The following is a 17,458-nucleotide window of genomic DNA, read 5'->3' as shown; positions in this document are numbered from 1 at the left end:
AGGTACGCCCATGCTCACGGTAGTTCACGATGCGGATTCATCCAACGAGGATGCTGGCTCGTCGCGGTCGTTGCTCGATGAGATTGTCCGCGACGGTGCCCGCCAGATGCTGGCCGCAGCGTTGCGGGCTGAGGTCGCCGCCTACATCGAGGCTCATGCCGGTGAGCTTGATGAGAACGGGCACCGGCTGGTGGTGCGCAATGGCTATCACCGCGAGCGCGAGGTGCTCACCGCGGCGGGCGCGGTGAGTGTGACCGCGCCGCGGGTCAATGACAAACGTGTTGACCCGGACACTGGTGAGCGGCAACGGTTTTCCTCGGCGATCCTGCCGGCGTGGGTGCGCAAGTCGCCGCAGATGACCGAGGTGTTGCCGTTGCTGTATCTGCATGGCTTGTCGACCAGTGATTTCGGTCCGGCGTTGGAGCAGTTCCTGGGCTCGGGTGCCGGCTTGTCGGCCACGACGATCACCCGACTCACCACGCAGTGGCAGGACGAGGCCAAGGCCTTCGAGGCCCGTGATCTGTCGGGCACCGACTACGTCTACCTGTGGGTCGACGGCATCCATCTCAAGGTGCGCCTGGAGCAGGAGAAGCTCTGTTTGCTGGTGATGATCGGTGTGCGCGCTGACGGCCGCAAGGAGCTGGTCGCGCTCACCGACGGGTACCGGGAGTCGGCCGAGTCGTGGGCTGATCTGTTGCGGTCGTGCCGACGTCGCGGGATGACCGCACCGGTGCTGGCCGTCGGCGATGGGGCCCTGGGGTTCTGGAAGGCCGTGCGTGAGGTGTTCCCGGCCACCGGCGAGCAGCGGTGCTGGTTTCACAAGCAGGCCAATGTTCTTGCCTGCCTGCCAAAGTCGGCTCATCCGGGGGCGATCGCGGCGATGCGGGAGATCTACAACGCCGAGGATATCGACCACGCGCAGGTGGCGATCAAGGCGTTCGAGGTGGACTACGGCGCCAAGTACCCCAAGGCGGTCGCCAAGATCGTCGATGACGCCGATGTGCTGCTGGAGTTCTATAAGTACCCGGCCGAGCACTGGGTCCATCTGCGCACTACCAACCCGATCGAATCAACGTTTGCCACGGTACGTTTGAGGACCAAGGTGACCAAGGGGCCGGGTTCACGCGTCGCCGGAATGGCCATGGCTTACAAGCTGATCGACGCCGCGCAAGCCCGCTGGCGAGCCGTCAACGCACCGCACCTGGTCGCTCTGGTCCGGGCCGGCGCGATCTTCCACAAAGGCAAACTGCTCGAGCGACCCACCGACATCACCCCGTCGGCGGACTCGGCACCGACCGAATCAACTGGAACGGAGGTCGCCTGAAACAAGCCGATCCACAGGTATTGACAATTCCTCCACCCGAGGAGATACAGCTCCTAAACCCCAACACCGGCACCTGCCCGGTCTTTCGGACCCGCCGTGATGCCGAGATCACCCTAGGCATATACCGACGCGTGCCGGTGCTGATCAAGGAGGGCGACCCGAACGGAAATCCGTGGGGCATCAAGTTTATGACGATGTTCCACATGTCGAACGACTCTCACCTGTTCCATACCCGCGAAGAACTTGAGGCCGATGGCTGGGTGCTCAACGGCAACATCTTCGAGAAAACTGACGGGGGGGGGGTAACCCATCTCATGGTTCCTCTGTACCAAGGAATGATGGCGGCGATGTATAACCACCGAGCTGCAGATGTGGTGAAGAGTCCGACGGCTGTCCAGCGTCAGAACCAACCGCGGTATCTCACACTTGCCGAGTTGCAGGATCCGACGCGTCTCGCAATGCCCGCATCGTGGGTAGATGAAGGCGAATTGCCTGCAGGTCTTCCAGATTGGCTGGTTGGGTACTCGTGGGTTACTAGTCCGACAAACGAAAGGTCGATGGTTGCGTATGCGCTGCCTCGTACCGCAGTTGGAAACAGCGTGCCAGTCGTGCAGTCGGTCGATCCGATTCTGGCCCTGGGCATTTTCAACTCGTTCGCGCTCGACTACGCGCTGCGCCAGAAGCTGAACGGTGTCAATCTCACGTTCACGGTTGTTGGGCAGCTCCCAGTTCCCGCCGTGTCGATGTTCCAGGTCCCCAGTTCGGGTGAGTCCAGTGTCACGTTGATGGAGTGGGTCAAGCGTCGAGTGATTGAACTCTCCTACACCGCAGTCGATTTGGTGGGAATCGCGACTAAGGACGCGCTGCCGATGCGCTTTGACACCGATGCTCGCAGCCGCGCGTGCGCGGAGATTGACGCGGCGATGTTCAACCTCTATGGGCTTACCCGTGACGATGTTGACTATGTGATGGACACATTCCCCATCGTAAAGCGCAAAGATGAAGCCGAGTACGGATCGTTCCGTACCAAAGAACTGATTCTTGAGGCATACGACGAGCTGGCGAAGAATTCATGAATCCTGTTGTCTCAGAACGCCTCGGCGAAGAGATGAATTCCTGGGCCGTCCACATGCGGGCAATAGTGACGGCCTGGCAGCAGGTCGGTTCTCAAGCGCGTGGTGCACTCGCACTCGACTCGCCGTTCAGTCGAGACAGGCTGGACTTTCGTGCTTCGCATCCCGACGCTCCTCAAAACATCGAAGCTGCAAGCCTTTACACAGGTGAGTACGTCTCTGCCATAGGCCAATATGTGCTCGCGATTGCCGCACTGTTCGAGACCAATCAGGCCGTGCTGTCCGTATGGCCCCTGATCCGTGCCGAATTGGAGATCGCCGGTCGCATCGCATGGTTGTTAGCTCCTGGGTCCAGCGAGTCGGTTGTTTCATCGACACTGCGGATCGCTCGGTTTCAGATGGAATTTCTTGCGACCCTGTGTCGAGAGAGATTCACGGCTAGCCAGATGAAGAACCGCGGTCGCGAACGTGAGAGCAAGACGATCCGTGATCGCCTGCGGGCGGACTTGATGCAAGTGTTCCCGGACGCGCAGACAGATTGGTCTGAACCCGGTGATGAAAGGAGTTGGGACGTCGGCGGCGTGAAGTACGTCGGCCTCGGGCACGCGACGAAGCTGTTCGCGGAGAGTTGCATGGGTGATGATCGTGGTCTGTATGACGTCTTGTCCGACTACTCGCATCCGTCGCTTTTTAGGCTGCGCGCTCAATCGTCGATGGTTGATACCGGTCAGGGTTTTCAGGCGCTGATGTACGAAGTGCCGCCGGGCATGCTTGAGTGGCAGGCCAGGATTGCTTGCACGATCTTCTACAAGTCCGCCCACCTGGTTGCAGGCTATTTTGGCCTGGATGACCGACCTCTTGAGTTGTGGGCGGCCAGCGTTCCGTCGGAATGGTTTGTTGCGGAGGGCAAATGACGACACGTCAAATGTTGCCGCTGTACGAAGGCAAGATGGGGCACGCCTTTGATCACCGATTCGGCACGTTCGTCGGTATCGAGGACACCGATATCCAACCGAATCATGACCACTCGACTGAATCGTCGGTCTTGCCCAGGTACTGGGTCCGGCCGGAAAGCGCTGACGAGCGGCAGAAGCGGAGAACATGGGGGACAGACCTGGCTATGCTGGGCTTCCGTCGCGTCGCGAGGAACACCGACGAGAGGACCTGCATAGCCGCGATTCTGCCGTGGGGCGCGGCTTCGTACGGCTGGATTCTCTCCGCGGGACCTTCAGTCCAAGAGCTCGCGTTCCTGTGTGCGCAATACAACTCGTTCATCTTCGATTTTGTCCTGCGACAGTTTCTTTCGCAACCGTCGATCCCACAAGGGACGTTCGAGCAGCTTCCGACCATCCCGCCTAATCACGCGCGGACGGTGCCTTTTGGTGCGTCCACCGCGTTCGACTGGATTGTGCATCGGAGTGTCGAGATATCCGCAACCGACAAAGTCCTTGCACCCTATGCAGAGGCGTCGGGTGAGTCGGGAGCACCATTTGTGTGGGACGAAGACCGCCGTGAACTATTACGGGCGGAACTTGACGCGGCGTTCCTGCATCTGTTCGAGATACCGCGAGACGACGCCGGCTACGTACTGGACAGCTTCGATCTTGTGCTGCGGCGCGACTTCGCAAAGCACGGTGAATATCGCACGAAGCGCTTGATTCTCGACGCTTACGACCAGTTGGCAGGGTGACCACGATCGCGGACTTCGTCCGCGGAGCGCTGCAGTACCTGTCGGCGGCCTGCTGTATGGTCCGCGAACGTAGTTGCGGCGCAGGACATGTAATCAGCTGGAAGGGGACACTCGATGGCGATTGGGTATCGAGCGATCGCACGCCTGGACAACTCGGAGGATGCCATCTCCGTCGCCGAGTCGCAGCTCGGTTCATGGTTCAGAGAGAAGAAGCAGCTGGGCAGCCTGACCGCCGCGGACTGGGACGGCGACGGTCAGCACACGTTAGGCCCGAGTGCCACACTTTCGGTGGTTCACGATCCCGATAGGCAGGATGGCTCCCGTCGGCGCCTCTATCGCTTTCGTGAATCGAATAGCACGGGTCTGTGGACCGTTTCCCTATCCGCACTCGTTACGCCGAACGCGAACTCATTCCGGCAGACCGTCGTCGTCGACGTCGATGTCGACCTTGGCGACATCGAGCAGGCGATCGAACGAGTCGACCCGCCACGCCTGATTCGCAAGCTGCTGGAGGCGCATCGGGCGATGGACGGCGTGACGCAGTTGACCGGCGAGCCACAGGTCATTCGAGGATCGGACGCGCAGCTCGTCCTCGATGCGATTACAGATCCGACACGCCTAGCTTCCGTCATAGTGGCTCCGTTGCCATGGGTGGACGGCGAAGAGCTGTGGCGCAAGGCGATTCGCGGCTTGACCGCGCAAAGCGTTGGTGTTGCAGCGACCTTCATTCTGGATGACGATGCGGCCGAACTCATATCGAATACATTGCCGGGATCGCACAGGATACAAAAAGGTGTCATTCGGACCTTCGCGCCGAATGTGGACTTGGCCTCTGTGGACGACGCTCTGCGTCACCCCAAATTGCACCCGGGGTCATTGATTAAGCACCTGAATGGCACCAAAGTGAGCCGTGCTCTGACAAAGCTGCATGCTCGATCTACTCGGCTCAGGTTCATCGAGCGGGAATTGCCGAGCGATGTGCGGCGCGGACTCGATATCTTGGCGCGCGCGGAAGCCGCGGCGCAGCGCACCCGCGACGTCGATCGCCGGGTTAGTGAGACGTTGCCTGAGCCGGAACATCGCGACTCCGTCGACGCTGCTGCCACGGCCTTACTTCCATCTGGGCGACTGCAGCAGTTGGTATCGCGCTGGTTGGGATCGGACAAGGAGCTGTCGGATGAAACGTTCGTCGAGCTCGACCGGTTGTTGAGCAGGAAATCGGCTGAGGCGTCGCAGTGGGAAGAAGATTGGACGAAGGTCGCAGAGGCGAACGAACGTCTGGAATCATCTGCGCGCGAATCAAAGTCGAGACTTGAGAATATCGGCCTCGATCTCGCGGTAGCGGAGGAGAGTCTCCGCAAACAGGAACGTGAGGTAGTGGTTCTCCGCCATCGACTGGTGAAACAGGGGGCACCCGAGCTCACATACGTCGAGCCGGAGTCGGAATCGTGGAGCCCACCGGATGACATCATGAGCCTGCTGGACCGCATCACGCCGGGTAATGATCCTCACGTGGCATTCAGCAGAGTCGAATTCACCGGAGACACGGATGCGGCACTCGAAGTCCAGCAAAGAGATATCTCATCTCTCTACACCCACGCCCTCTGGGATTACGTTCACGTTCTCTACGACTACGCTGAGCGATGTGCCAGCGGAGCATTCCGTGGCGGCGTCCACTTGTATCTGAAAACTGACTCCATTGATGGCCACAAATGTCACCCGGACCGTCACGCGGCAGGTGAAAGCCCGACCACGCTCAACAAGTGGGGCCGGGAGCGGATTCGACCCGTACCAACCAGCGTCGATCCTTCGGGGCAGATCCTGATGGCAGCGCACTTTAAACCGACGTGGAGGGACCACTTCGCTCCTCGTATGCACTACTTCGACGACACTAACGGTTCGGGGAAGATCTACATTGGGTACATCGGTCGACATCTCACGGGTACAGACTCGTGATCGCAGAGGTCACTGATAGCGGTGAATGCCTGGCGGCGTACGATGCGGCGGCGGGTGAGTCGGGTGCGCCAGCGGTGTGGGATGCAGACCGAAATGAACTGATGTCAAGGAAGTGCGCCGACGATGCGTTAGGTGGTTTCGATCTTGTGCTGCGGCGGCATCCTAGAGCGAAGCCTGGCGAATATCGCACGAGGCGGCTCGTCCTTGAGTCCTGCGACAAGATGACGGTCTGATCCTTGGCGCGCCCAGTCCCGACCACCGTCGCGCACTTCACGCACCTCGACAACCTCGCCAGGATCGCGGTTGATGGCCTGCGGTGCGACAGTGTTGCGCGGGAAGGGCACTGCGTTACCGAAGTGGGCGAGCCGTCCATCAAGGCCAGGCGTCGCGAGCGCCGGGTGAAGGTTGACCCAGGGGGCGTCGTCGCCGACTATGTGCCGTTCTACTTCGCGTCCCGCAGCCCGATGCTCTTCTCGATCCATGCTGGGGGAGTTCCGTCGTTTGCCGGTGACTCGCACGACGTTGTCTACCTGATGTCGACGGTTGAGAAGCTTCAATCAGAGGGATTGTCGCTCGTCTTCACCGATCGGAATGCGGTGCTTGAGGTGGCCAAGCACAGCGCGCACGTGCCGGACCTCGACACGTTGGTCGACTGGGAACTGATGCGCGCGAGGTATTGGGCCGACACCGACAACGATCCCGACCGGAAGGAGCGTCGTATGGCTGAATGCCTGGCGCATCAAGCTGTGCCCTGGTCGGCCTTCACCGGTATCGCGGTGTTCGACGAAGCCCGCAAGGTCCGCGTCGGTGAGATCCTCGATACTGTGGGCGTAGACGGTCCGCCGATCAGTGTCATACCCAAGTTCTACTTTTGACCATATGGAGACAACCGCCATGATCACCAGCGAGCACGGCAATCTGCTGCAAGCAGATGTCGAAGCGTTGGTGAATACGGTGAACACCGTTGGCGTCATGGGCAAGGGAATCGCCTTACAGTTCAAGCGGGCCTACCCGGCCATGTTCAAAGCCTACGAACGTGCGTGCAAGAACGGCGAAGTGCAGCTCGGTCACATGCATGTCTGGGAGACCGGCGCTCTGGACGGCCCACAGTTCGTTGTCAACTTTCCTACCAAAGGCCACTGGCGGGCACCGTCGCGATTGACCGATGTTGTTGCAGGTCTCGATGACCTCGTCAGCGTAGTGCGAACGTACGGGATCGGATCTATCGCGATTCCGCCCCTTGGGTGCGGCAATGGTGGACTCGACTGGGCGGATGTGGAGCCGCTGATCGTCCGGGCTTTCGCAGATCTGCCCAGCGTTGAGGTCAAGCTGTATCCGCCGCAAGGCGCACCTGCCGCTGCTGAAATGCCAAACGCTACCGTCCGGCCAGCAATGACCACGGGACGCGCGGCGCTCGTGTCATTGCTGGCGCGCTACTCGCGCCTGGCGGTCGGGGCGACACCAATCGAGCTTCAAAAGCTGATGTACTTCTTGCAAACAGTTGGCGAACCATTGAACCTGAACTTTCAGCCAGGTCGCTACGGGCCGTACGCGGACAACCTGCGACACGTGCTGTCCACCGTTGAAGGGCATTTCATCACCGGATACGGTGACGGAAGTTCACGGGTGCTGGAAGCCGAGGCGATGAAGGCTTTGCCGGGCGCAGAGGACGATGCGAGCCGTGTCCTCGCTGACAACGTCGAGACCCGCGACCGCGTCGAGGAGGTGATGCGGGCCATCGACGGATTCGAATCGCGGTACGGCATGGAGCTGCTGGGGTCGGTGCATTGGGTGGCGTCACACGATGCCACCGCCGCTGCTGACTGGCGCAAGGCGATGGAGCAGGTGCATCAATGGTCGCCGCGAAAGAAGCAGACATTTACTGCCGAACACATCGAGGTGGCCTGGAACGCGCTGCGTGATCGGGATCTTATAGCGCCGTCGTGACCGCGAGGTGGGTTCGCTCAGCCGCTACGCCGCGCAGGCAAGTTGCAGAGAGAACTGAGCGACGATGACGTTGAGTCATATTGTGCGGGAACGTAGTTCACGGGCTAAGCGTTGATTGTTCGTGTGACACGACGGTGCGAGGAAGATTCGTCTACGATGGCCATTGTGCGATTCGGGCCGAATTGACTTGACTTAGAATGCCGCTGACTACGCGTCCATACTCCGTAGGCTCCCATTCGTCGTCCAGATTATCTGTCAACTCGTCGGAGAGGCTTGACACCAGCATTTCTGCATCTGAACGAGTGACGACCTTTGACGCCTGAATTCTGTTAAGCAATGCGGCGTTTCGGCGGCCAAGGATGTCGCGGAGCGCATCCGCTTGCGAGCTTGTCAGAAAGCCAAAAGAGCTATCCACCTGTTCCTCCCGTGCCGCTGCTGTTGTTTGCCCAGCCAGTGATTACTCTGCCATCCTGATTTACCACGACTGTCGCATTTTCCCCGGTGTAACGGTAACTAACTCGCCCCTGTGAATCCACGAGCCTTTCGACGTCCCGGACTGGGTTCTGGAATGCGTCTTCCAACGCATCCCGGCGTACCCCAACGCCACCGTCACGCCCAGCGATTTGCTCTTCGGCGTGTTTTGTGTAGCCACTGATTCCCTTGGGCGAACCCTCTGGAATTGAGACACGTGGGCCTGGAGTTCCGCCTTCGTGCTTGCTCTTTCGTCCGAGGTTCTTGATGCGTTCCAGTTTCTTCCGTACGCCGGCGACGTCGTGAACCTTCTTGACGCCTGACGAGATGTTCTTGGAGATTTTCCAGGATTCGATGATCCCGCGGATGATCCCGGCATATTTCTTGATCGATGCCGCGGCCTTAGCAGTCGCTGCGAAAGCGCCGACGCCTGCGCTGAGGAATGCGGTCGCGATGCCGATCGCGGCGCTGATCGCAAGTTCCTTAACGAGATCTTCGACAGTTTCCTTCATCTTGGTTCGGAGGTCATCGAGCGACGTCTTGTATTCGGAGCACGACTGGGCCAGTTCAGCGCAGCTGCCGAGGATCGCATCGGCGGCTTGGTGCAGCTCGTCGAGATCTTTGACGATGAAATCGACCTCGGGGGACTTGGTGTCCCTGAACTTGGCAGTGTTGCCGCTGAGTGCCTGCACCACGGCCGTGGTGCCTGGACCTGTAGCGAGCTGGTTCCAGGCAGTCGCTGCCTTGTCGAGCTTGTCGGTGTCCCCATCGGGGACTGGGATACCGATGTGTTCGAGCACGCCGATGTTCTCGATCAAGCCGGTCCCGGGTCCACCTGCAGACGGTGGTGTAGTGAGTTCTCCGGCGACACTAGCGGGGTCGGCGGGACGTACCGGTGGTGTGCTCGTTTGCGACGGGTGCGCGTTGTACTCGGCCATGGCGTGGTTGTAGCCGGCCTGGATGATGACGCCGCCGTAGTTCTCCAGTGCTTTTGTCAGGTCGTTCACCGCGCCGAGCACGTCAGCGGCACGGCTGTCGTAGGACTGCGCCCACGCTTTACCGTCGTCGGTGCTGCCGGCCATCGACCCGGTTGCACCGAGGGTTGCGACGCTGGTTTTGAACGCGTTGTAGACAGTGCCGGCCTTTTCGTACAACCCCTTGCCGACGTCGTAGTAGGTCTGTGGATCGACGTCTTGGGTCACGTCAGCATCGCAACGTTCATGTTGGCCGCTTCGGTGTAGTTGCGGTGCGCGTTGTGGGCGGCCTCTCGTAAGCCCTTCAGCGCCTCGCGCATTTCTGCGGCCGCTGTTACCCATTTGTCGTGCTGTGCCCGGTGTGCGTCGGCGGCATCGCCGGACCAGGTGGTGTGTAGGTGGGCGATCTGTCCGTCGATCCGAGCGGTGACGGCTTTAGCATGTCGTTCGAACGCTTGCAGTTTCTCGACGAATCGTTCGAGTTCGTTCAGCTCCACCTTGTACCGCATCACAGCCCCATTTCGGTCGTGATGGCGGGAGTAATTGTCAATACCTGTGGATTGGTGTTTTTCAGGCGACCTCCGTTCCGGTCGGGGTGGCCGGGTTGTCGGCCGGTTCGGGTGGGGTGATGTCGACGGGTCGTTCGAGCAGTTTGCCTTTGTGGAACACCGCTCCGGCCCGGACCAGGGCGACCAGGTGCGGGGCGTTCACCGCCCGCCAGCGGGCTTGTGCGGCGTCAATGAGCTTGTAGGCCATGGCGATACCCGCCGCGCGGGAACCCGGCCCCTTGGTGACCTTGGTGCGCAACCGGACCGTGGCGAAGGTCGACTCGATCGGATTGGTGGTGCGCAGATGTACCCAGTGCTCGGCGGGATAGTGGTAGAACTCCAGCAGCACATCGAGGTCGTCAACGATCTTGGCCACGGCCTTGGGGAACTTGGCGCCGTAGTCCAGTTCGAAGGCTTTGACCGCGACCTGCGCGTGGTCGATGTCCTCGGCGCCCGCGATTTCCCGCATCGCCGCGATCGCCCCCGGATGCGCCGACTTCGGTAGTGCGGCAAGGACATTGGCCTGCTTGTGAAACCAGCACCGCTGCTCACGGGTATCGGGGAACACCTCACGGACCGCTTTCCAGAACCCCAGAGCACCGTCCCCGACCGCGAGCACCGGGGCGCGCATGCCACGGCGCCGGCAGTCCCGCAGCAGATCCGCCCACGAGTCCGCTGATTCGCGGTACCCGTCGGTCAGCGCGACCAGTTCCTTGCGGCCGTCGGCGCGCACCCCCAGCATCACCAGCAGGCACAGTTTGTCCTGCTCCAGGCGGACCTTGAGATGGATGCCGTCCACCCACAGGTACACATAATCGGTGCCCGACAGGTCCCGGCGGCCGAACGCGGCGGCCTCGTCCTGCCACTGCGCGGTCAGTCGGGTGATCGCCGGAGCCGAGAGCCCCGCCCCCGAGCCGAGGAACTGCTCCAACGCCGGACCGAAGTCGCTGCTGGACAGGCCATGCAGGTACAGCAACGGCAGCACCTCGGCCATCTGCGGGGACTTACGCGCCCACGCCGGCAGTATCTTCGACGAGAATCGTTGCCGCTCACCGGTTTCCGGATCGACCCGTTTGTCGTTGACCCGCGGCGCCTTCACCTCGATCGCCCCAGCGCCGGTGAGCACCTCCCGGACGTTGTGGTGGCCGTTGCGGACCACCAGCCGGTGCCCATTCTCGTCGACCTGATCGACGAACTGGTCGACATAGGCGGCGACCTCGGCCTGCAAAGCGGCGGCCAGCATCTGCCGGGCACCGTCGCGGACAATCTCATCCAACAACGACCGACCGGCACCGCTGCGGGTGTCGTTGGCCTGCGCGACATCGTGAACTACGGTGAGCACGGGCGTGCCTTCCCAACCAGCGCGCCAACGCCGGTCTTGATCAGAAACGAACTGGACTTGTGATCATCCCCGGGAAGGCGCGCCCACATTCACGCCGCCCTACCAAGGCTCATCCACAGGTTCTGATCATTGCTCGATGGCGGGCGATGCGGATTGCAGCACGTGCGCGGATTCTTCGTCCTGCTGCGTGTAGAGGACGGCAGCCTGATTCAGCTTTTCCGCGGACTCGGCCACCGACTGAACGACCTTGATGGCTCCGTCATGCCACTGCTCCCATAGCGCGGCGTACGCACCGGCGGCCGAACCCTTCCACCCGTGGGCGATGTCCTGCCACTCCCGCTCCAGACGCGACAGTTCCTCTTGAAGCTCTGTGGCATCGCTGCCTACTCCTTGAGCTGCCTGCAACGCTACTGCGGCGTCGACTGTCAGCTGTTTCATTGCGCCCCCCTGTTGGCGAAACAAGTGCCGAATAACAGCGTAAGTGCTCCAGAGGACCGTCCACTGCACCAGAATTCAGTCAGGCATAGCGCAGCTGAACCCAGTGGGCCGCCTATGAAGGTGCATCGGGTCGTCGGTGAGCCGTCCTGTGTGCCAAGGCGCCGCTACTACGGTTGCTCAGTGTCGGCTATCCCAGAAATTCGCTGGGCTGGCCGTTCCACGTGACGACGAGGTCCTCTCGCGCACGTGTGCACGCCACGAACAGCAGGCTGCGTTCGCGCAGTAGGTCCAGCGCGTGGGCCTGTTTGTCGACCTCGGCCGCTCGTACCGCATTGGGCAACGGCACCATGCGAGCGCTGACGCCGGCGACCACGACACACCGGAACTCCAGCCCCTTCATCCGGTGCATCGTTCCCACTGACACTGAGTCGCCGCCCGAATTCGCGAGGGCGCGCACAGCGATGTTCCTGGACCGCAGTTCATCGGTGATGCGCTCGGCGTATGAGTTGGTGCGCGCTGCGATGCCGATTTCACTTGCGGTCACGTCGCCCTGCAGCCAGCCTGCGACCGTGTCCGCGATGAACGACAACTCCTGCTGGCGGCTGGTGAATCCGCGCAGCGTCGGTGCCTCGCCGTGGACCTCCGATCGGCAGCCAGCAAGGGTGTCGAGTCCTTCGTCGAGGTCGTCGATCGGCTCGCCGCGCATCATGCCCAGGCTCCATGCCAGAATCTCGGCCGTAGTGCGGTAGTTGACCTTCAGCCGGCTAGACCTGCCGGCGATATGGATGCCGAGTGACCGCAGGCTCGCGTAGTTGTTATAGATTCGCTGGTGTGAATCGGCGGCGATGAACATGTCGTCGGTGCCGACTGGGGCAACGGCACGCAGCAGGCGCCACTGCATCGGGCTGAGGTCTTGCCCCTCGTCGACCACTACGTGTCGGAATGGCTTGGTGCCTTTCGCCTTCGCTATCCGGACTGCCTCGCGTAGCACGGTCTCGTGCGTCCAGAGCTTGCGTTCGCGCAGCGTGACGTCGAAGGCATCCATGATTTTCCATACCGCCTGGCGCTGTCGGCCAGAGAGCGCGACACCTCGACCCGAGCGTCGTGCGTCGAGGTAGTCGTCCTGCGTTTCTAGATTCTGCGCGAGCACGACGTCACGCCATTCTTGGCTGACGAAGGCCGGTGTGAACCCTGCGCCGCGCTGCTCAATGACCTCTTGCCATAGCCCCGCCTGTTGAGTGTCATTGATGATGGTCAGGTGTCCGTGTTGCTCGCGAACCAGCTGATTGGCGAGTTTGTCGATGTGCAAGATGTCAATTCTGTTGCGAGCATTGGTGTCTCGGCCGGGTGAATCTGCGAGAAGGAGGAGGCTTGCGTCCAACACGGCCGACAGTGTGGACGTGAACGTTGTGAGGAGAACACGTCCGTCGTTGCGTTCTGCGAGTCGATAGGCGCGGTGCAGCGCGACGACGGTCTTGCCGGTTCCGGGGCCGCCGGTCACTCGGGCGGGGCCGGAAAATTGCTTATCCACCAACAACTGCTGGGTGGGGTGTAGGAACACTCGCCAGAGGTCTAGAGGGCGTTCGAACACCGCCATCAACTCGTCAGGCCCATCAACGACGACTATGCGACTGTTGGTGCGTTCCACGGCGGCGTCGACATCATTGATGTCGATTTCCGTCGGAGTGTTGGCAGCGACCTCAGCCCAGACTTCATCGGGGGACAGGCCTGCGGCGAGACCGCATAGTACGTCCCACTGAGATTGCGGCAGAAGTGTTTTCGCTGCATCCAGTTGGGCGACCTCTGTAAGCGTGCGTGCAAACTTGATGACTGAATCATCGATGCCCAATTGGATCAGCACGCTGTCCTTGACGTGCGCGAAGATTGGTTCGGATGCCCTCTGCTCGGATTGCGTGGAGCTCAGCTCGTCCAGCGCTGTGACATCTCGGAGTTCGATGGCGCCTGTCGCCGAGTTGATAGATACCGAGCGGCGGGACGCCCATTCGTAGGCCTCGTCGTGCCCACGGACCGTCAGCAGCGTATAGATGTCGCCGTCATCCTGCTTGAGCACGACCCCGCGCCAGTAGCCATCGATCCGGATCGAGTGCAAGCGCTTGTCTCGTGCCGACTTGATCGGCTCCAGATGGATGCCGGTGTGTGTCGCCTCGGCGAACTTCCCGAAGACCTCACGGACCTTCGCGGCCACAGGTCGGTCCAGTTTCGCGAATTCGAGCAGGAAGTCTCTGTCGATGCCGAGTCGGGCCATTGCAGTAATTCAACTCCCTCAGTCGCACGAACCGCACATACCGGTAACTGACAGTTGCATACCGCACTGACAGAAGCCGGCCTGCCTCCGTTTGTCGCGCGATCGGTCTTCCTGGCCGTGCCAGATTCGATTCGTCGGGTGCTCGACGTACCACGTGCCTTTCCGGGCGCTGCGTCCACGGCCCGCGCCGTTGCCCGCGGCGTCGATGACTTCCGCTTCGGAGGTGAATCCAGTCGTGTATCCGTAATAGATATGCAAGTCGGGGAGGCCGTCTCGTCGGACGGCCCGAATGTACGGCTTGTCCGGCGAGGGAACGGCCCGGTAGTCGACGATGCCGACTCGGCCAGTGAACCGGCGGATGAATGGATGGTTTTCGGCGGGAATCCGCACCGCGGCTATAGCTGCCACGAGTGAATCGACTGAATCGGCAGATGTCATCGGTACCGGTGGCCCCACATTCCTGTCGCTTTTGTCGGCAACCGACCGACGCCCCTCGACTGTTCCGACACTATCCGGATGACGGTGTGCGCCGTTGCCAGGTCCGTTAATCTCCCTGGAGTCAGTTGGAATAGGGCGCCGCCATGGGCGAACACATGCGGCCGTCGGCGGACGGGTCTGGCGCCCTTGAAGCTGTCTGCGCTGAGTTGGCTGCAAACGGTACCTTCGCCGCCCGGCACGTCATCAGCAGTCGCTACCCCCACGCACCTGTCGAGGCGGCGGCCCGCAGGTATTCCGATGCACAGAAGCTCGCCGTGTTTCGTCGGGACGGATTCATCGATCGATACACCGGGCAGCGGCTCGTCAATCCGGGGGTGTTGCGCCTCATCCACGTTCGTTTGCCAGGTGTGTTCCCCTTTCACCCGAACTGGAAGATGACTGAAACGCACATCGCATTCTGGGAACTGCTGCCGACTATCGACCACGTCATTCCCGTTACTCGTGGAGGTGCGGATGACGAATCAAATTGGGTGACAACGTCAATGCGCACCAACAGAGCGAAGGATATGTGGACACTCGCCGAGTTGGGTTGGGACCTTCACCCCGAAGGCGATATCGCCGTGTGGGACGGGCTCACCGGCTGGTTCGTGAAGTACCTCACCGACAGCCCGCTTCCGGGCGCGGACGCGAACACCAAGTACGTGCGATCGTGGTTCAACGTAAGTCGCTGCGATTCGGCGTTCGCGCCCAACTCGGCCAACCCCGTCGTCAACCAACAGCTCTGACACGCATTCGCCCTATCGCGCGTGCGGGACCCCGGATGCGTTCGCGAACGCAACTGGGTGGCGCAAATCCCGGCGGCAGATTCATACGGTCAAGACAACATCCGTTGATTTAAGGGGTTGTCGTGCCGTCTGGTTATCGGTTTCCGAGGTCGACTCGGCGGGAGTTGTTTGACCGGGTGTGCCAGGGTGCTCCGCTGCTGGCGACGGCTCGGGAGATGGGCGTGTCGATGTGGACGGCGTCGCGGTGGTGGAGTGAGGCTGGCGCGATGAAATTGCTCAGCGGCGGTAGCGCATATGGGTTAGTTGAGCCCGGTGATCTGGACCGTCAGGGTGGACGCGGGCATCGGCTCAGTCTCGATGAGCGCATCGCGATCATGCGGGGCCGTGACGCTGGTCTGACCTATGAGCAGATCGGTGCGCAGATTGGCCGTCTGTCGTCTGCCATGAGGATGGGACCAGTGTGACCTGATTTTTGCCAGGGTGATGGGACCACCTGGATTGCCAGTTATGGGACCACCGGCGCGTCGCGTCGGTGGTCTTTTCATTTGTTCGTTCGATCGCCGTGACGGCTCAAGGTCACGGAGGTCGGCGGGCATGGCTTTTCGGGAGGTCAGTGTGAATGAGATCAGGGAAGTGCTGCGGGTGTGGCTGGGGGTGGTGGGACTGCCGGCGCCGGGGTACCGCAGCATTGCCGCGCATTGCGGCCTGGACCGCAAGACGGTGCGCCGCTACGTCGAGGCCGCCCAGGCGGCGGGTTTGCGTCGCGACGACGACGTCAGCGCGGTCGATGATGCGTTGATCGGGATGGTTGCCGAGGCGGTGCGTCCGGTGCGCCCCGATGGCCACGGGGCGGCGTGGGAGCAGCTGGTGGGCTTCGAAGATCAGATCACCGCCTGGGTGGCCGGCACCGGTGAGCATCGGCCGTTGACGGTCACGAAGATCCACACCCTGTTGGCCCGGCAGGGGTGTGTGGTGCCGTATCGGACGTTGCACCGATTCGCCAGCCAGCGTTGCGGTTTCGGCCGCAAAGACCTCACGGTGCGGGTCGCTGATGGCGATCCCGGAGTGGAGTGCCAGGTCGACTTCGGCTACCTGGGGATGCTCACCGACGCTGCTGACGGGCGCCGCCGCAAGGTGCACGCGCTGATCTTCACCGCGGTGTACTCCCGGCACATGTTCGTGTGGTTGTCGTACTCGCAGACCCTGGCCGCGGTGATCGCCGGCTGCGAGGCGGCCTGGGAGTTCTTCGGCGGGGTGTTCGCCGTGCTGATCCCCGACAACCTCAAACCGGTGATCGCCGCCGCGGACGCGGTCAACCCGCAGTTCAGCCAGGGCTGGCTGGACTACGCCGGGCATAGCGGGTTTCTGACCGACCCCGCCAGGGTGGCCTCGCCGAAAGACAAGCCACGGGTGGAACGCGCCGTGCAGTACGTGCGGCGAAACTTCTGGGACGGAGAAACATTCACCAGTCTGCAGCAGGCGCAGGACGCCGCCACAGCGTGGTGTCGTGACACTGCGGGCACCCGCACCCACGGCACCACCTGCGCACGCCCGCTGGAGGTGTTCACCGACGAAGAGCAGCCCCGGCTGTTGGCGGTGCCGCAGGTCTATGACGTGCCGGTGTTCAAGACGGTCAAGGTCCACCGCGACTTCCACGCCGAGGTCGCCAAGGCCCTGTATTCGCTGCCCGAATGCTGGATCGGTCAGTACCTGGACGTGCGCGCCGACACCGAGCTGGTGAAGTTCTATCGCCGCGGCGTGCTGGTCAAGGTCCATCCCCGCCAACCGGCCGGTGGGCGCAGCACCGACCCCGCTGATCTGCCCGAACACAAGACCGGCTACGCGCTGCGCGATGTGACGACATTGATCGCCACCTGCGCCGCGCACGGCCCCAACGTCGGGATCTACGCCGAACGCATCCTCGATGACCGGCTGCCCTGGACGAAGATGCGTACCGTCTACCGGCTGCTGGGTCTGGTGCGCCGCTACGGCGCCGACCGGGTCGAACAGGCCTGTTCATTGTCGCTGGATCTCGATGTCGTCTCGGTGAACAAGATCGCCTCCATGCTCGAGCGTGCCACCGAGACCAGCTCCCCGGCCCTGCCGAAAGCGGTCGGTCACACCGCGACCCGCTTCGCCCGTGATCCTTCCGAATTCAACTCCACCCCAACATCATTGACCATCGTTTCCGAGGAGAACCGCTGAC

14 protein-coding genes are annotated in these 17,458 nt (G+C 61.7%); 9 read left to right on the top strand and 5 right to left on the bottom strand.

Features of this window, described 5'->3' with window-relative positions; genetic code table 11:
* Positions 1–10: 10 nt before the first annotated feature.
* The 7 genes from ACJEIK_RS18275 to ACJEIK_RS18245 all read left to right on the top strand — a co-directional run bounded on the left by ACJEIK_RS18275 (position 11) and on the right by ACJEIK_RS18245 (position 7,990).
* Entirely contained in the window at positions 11–1,324 is a 1,314-nt protein-coding gene (locus tag ACJEIK_RS18275) for an IS256 family transposase (RefSeq protein ID WP_052536990.1), read from the top strand.
* Between the two features lie 131 nt (positions 1,325–1,455).
* Entirely contained in the window at positions 1,456–2,400 is a 945-nt protein-coding gene (locus tag ACJEIK_RS18270) for a hypothetical protein (protein WP_409430094.1), read from the top strand.
* Entirely contained in the window at positions 2,397–3,311 is a 915-nt protein-coding gene (locus ACJEIK_RS18265) for a hypothetical protein (RefSeq protein ID WP_409430093.1), read from the top strand. Before ACJEIK_RS18270 ends, ACJEIK_RS18265 begins: the two co-directional genes overlap by 4 nt.
* Positions 3,308–4,087: a hypothetical protein gene (locus tag ACJEIK_RS18260; RefSeq protein ID WP_409430092.1), complete on the top strand. Its 780-nt coding sequence runs from the start codon at positions 3,308–3,310 to the stop codon at positions 4,085–4,087. Before ACJEIK_RS18265 ends, ACJEIK_RS18260 begins: the two co-directional genes overlap by 4 nt.
* Before the next feature lie 114 nt (positions 4,088–4,201).
* Positions 4,202–6,043, top strand: a complete 1,842-nt coding sequence (locus ACJEIK_RS18255; protein WP_409430091.1) for a hypothetical protein — start codon at positions 4,202–4,204, stop codon at positions 6,041–6,043.
* A gap of 236 nt (positions 6,044–6,279) precedes the next feature.
* Positions 6,280–6,918 carry a DUF4433 domain-containing protein gene (locus tag ACJEIK_RS18250; protein ID WP_409430090.1) on the top strand — a complete coding sequence of 213 codons (639 nt, stop codon included), beginning with the start codon at positions 6,280–6,282 and terminating at the stop codon, positions 6,916–6,918.
* Between the two features lie 4 nt (positions 6,919–6,922).
* Entirely contained in the window at positions 6,923–7,990 is a 1,068-nt protein-coding gene (locus tag ACJEIK_RS18245; protein WP_409430089.1) for a macro domain-containing protein, read from the top strand.
* Positions 7,991–8,397: 407 nt separating this feature from the next.
* Here the strand turns inward: ACJEIK_RS18245 and ACJEIK_RS18240 are convergent, their stop codons facing one another.
* From ACJEIK_RS18240 to ACJEIK_RS18220, 5 genes are all read right to left on the bottom strand, one after another.
* A complete protein-coding gene (locus ACJEIK_RS18240; protein ID WP_409430088.1) occupies positions 8,398–9,663 on the bottom strand; it encodes a hypothetical protein in 1,266 nt (421 codons plus the stop codon).
* On the bottom strand, positions 9,660–9,944 hold the full coding sequence (locus tag ACJEIK_RS18235; RefSeq protein ID WP_409430087.1) for a WXG100 family type VII secretion target: 285 nt from the start codon (positions 9,942–9,944) through the stop codon (positions 9,660–9,662). Before ACJEIK_RS18235 ends, ACJEIK_RS18240 begins: the two co-directional genes overlap by 4 nt.
* A 61-nt stretch (positions 9,945–10,005) precedes the next feature.
* A complete protein-coding gene (locus tag ACJEIK_RS18230) occupies positions 10,006–11,325 on the bottom strand; it encodes an IS256 family transposase (protein WP_016894482.1) in 1,320 nt (439 codons plus the stop codon).
* A 126-nt stretch (positions 11,326–11,451) separates the two neighbouring features.
* Positions 11,452–11,763 (bottom strand): WXG100 family type VII secretion target, encoded by a 312-nt coding sequence (locus tag ACJEIK_RS18225; protein ID WP_409430086.1) that lies wholly within the window; start codon positions 11,761–11,763, stop codon positions 11,452–11,454.
* Between the two features lie 187 nt (positions 11,764–11,950).
* Positions 11,951–14,029, bottom strand: coding sequence for a 3'-5' exonuclease (locus ACJEIK_RS18220; RefSeq protein WP_409430085.1), 2,079 nt, complete (start codon positions 14,027–14,029; stop codon positions 11,951–11,953).
* A gap of 581 nt (positions 14,030–14,610) precedes the next feature.
* Here ACJEIK_RS18220 and ACJEIK_RS18215 point away from each other — a divergent pair.
* Together ACJEIK_RS18215 and istA are read left to right on the top strand one after the other, a co-directional pair.
* A complete protein-coding gene (locus tag ACJEIK_RS18215) occupies positions 14,611–15,252 on the top strand; it encodes an HNH endonuclease (protein ID WP_409430084.1) in 642 nt (213 codons plus the stop codon).
* Positions 15,253–15,846: 594 nt separating this feature from the next.
* The gene (istA, locus tag ACJEIK_RS18210; RefSeq protein WP_406775775.1) at positions 15,847–17,457 is read left to right on the top strand and encodes an IS21 family transposase; all 1,611 of its coding nucleotides are present in this window, start codon (positions 15,847–15,849) and stop codon (positions 17,455–17,457) included.
* The last annotated feature ends 1 nt before the right edge of the window (position 17,458 follow it).

The sequence above is a fragment of the Mycobacterium sp. SMC-16 genome (assembly GCF_046250085.1).
GTDB classification, from domain to species: domain Bacteria; phylum Actinomycetota; class Actinomycetes; order Mycobacteriales; family Mycobacteriaceae; genus Mycobacterium; species Mycobacterium phocaicum.
This window is presented reverse-complemented; position numbering and strand designations above follow the sequence as displayed.

Excerpts from the sequence above, each read along its gene's own strand:
- ACJEIK_RS18275 (WP_052536990.1), top strand. The coding sequence starts at position 11 with ATGCTCACGGTAGTTCACGATGCGGATTCATCCAACGAGGATGCTGGC.
- ACJEIK_RS18265 (WP_409430093.1), top strand. The coding sequence starts at position 2,397 with ATGAATCCTGTTGTCTCAGAACGCCTCGGCGAAGAGATGAATTCCTGG.
- ACJEIK_RS18260 (WP_409430092.1), top strand. The coding sequence starts at position 3,308 with ATGACGACACGTCAAATGTTGCCGCTGTACGAAGGCAAGATGGGGCAC.
- ACJEIK_RS18255 (WP_409430091.1), top strand. The coding sequence starts at position 4,202 with ATGGCGATTGGGTATCGAGCGATCGCACGCCTGGACAACTCGGAGGAT.
- ACJEIK_RS18245 (WP_409430089.1), top strand. The coding sequence starts at position 6,923 with ATGGAGACAACCGCCATGATCACCAGCGAGCACGGCAATCTGCTGCAA.
- ACJEIK_RS18235 (WP_409430087.1), bottom strand. The coding sequence starts at position 9,944 with ATGCGGTACAAGGTGGAGCTGAACGAACTCGAACGATTCGTCGAGAAA.
- ACJEIK_RS18225 (WP_409430086.1), bottom strand. The coding sequence starts at position 11,763 with ATGAAACAGCTGACAGTCGACGCCGCAGTAGCGTTGCAGGCAGCTCAA.
- ACJEIK_RS18220 (WP_409430085.1), bottom strand. The coding sequence starts at position 14,029 with ATGGCCCGACTCGGCATCGACAGAGACTTCCTGCTCGAATTCGCGAAA.
- ACJEIK_RS18215 (WP_409430084.1), top strand. The coding sequence starts at position 14,611 with ATGGGCGAACACATGCGGCCGTCGGCGGACGGGTCTGGCGCCCTTGAA.
- istA (WP_406775775.1), top strand. The coding sequence starts at position 15,847 with ATGGCTTTTCGGGAGGTCAGTGTGAATGAGATCAGGGAAGTGCTGCGG.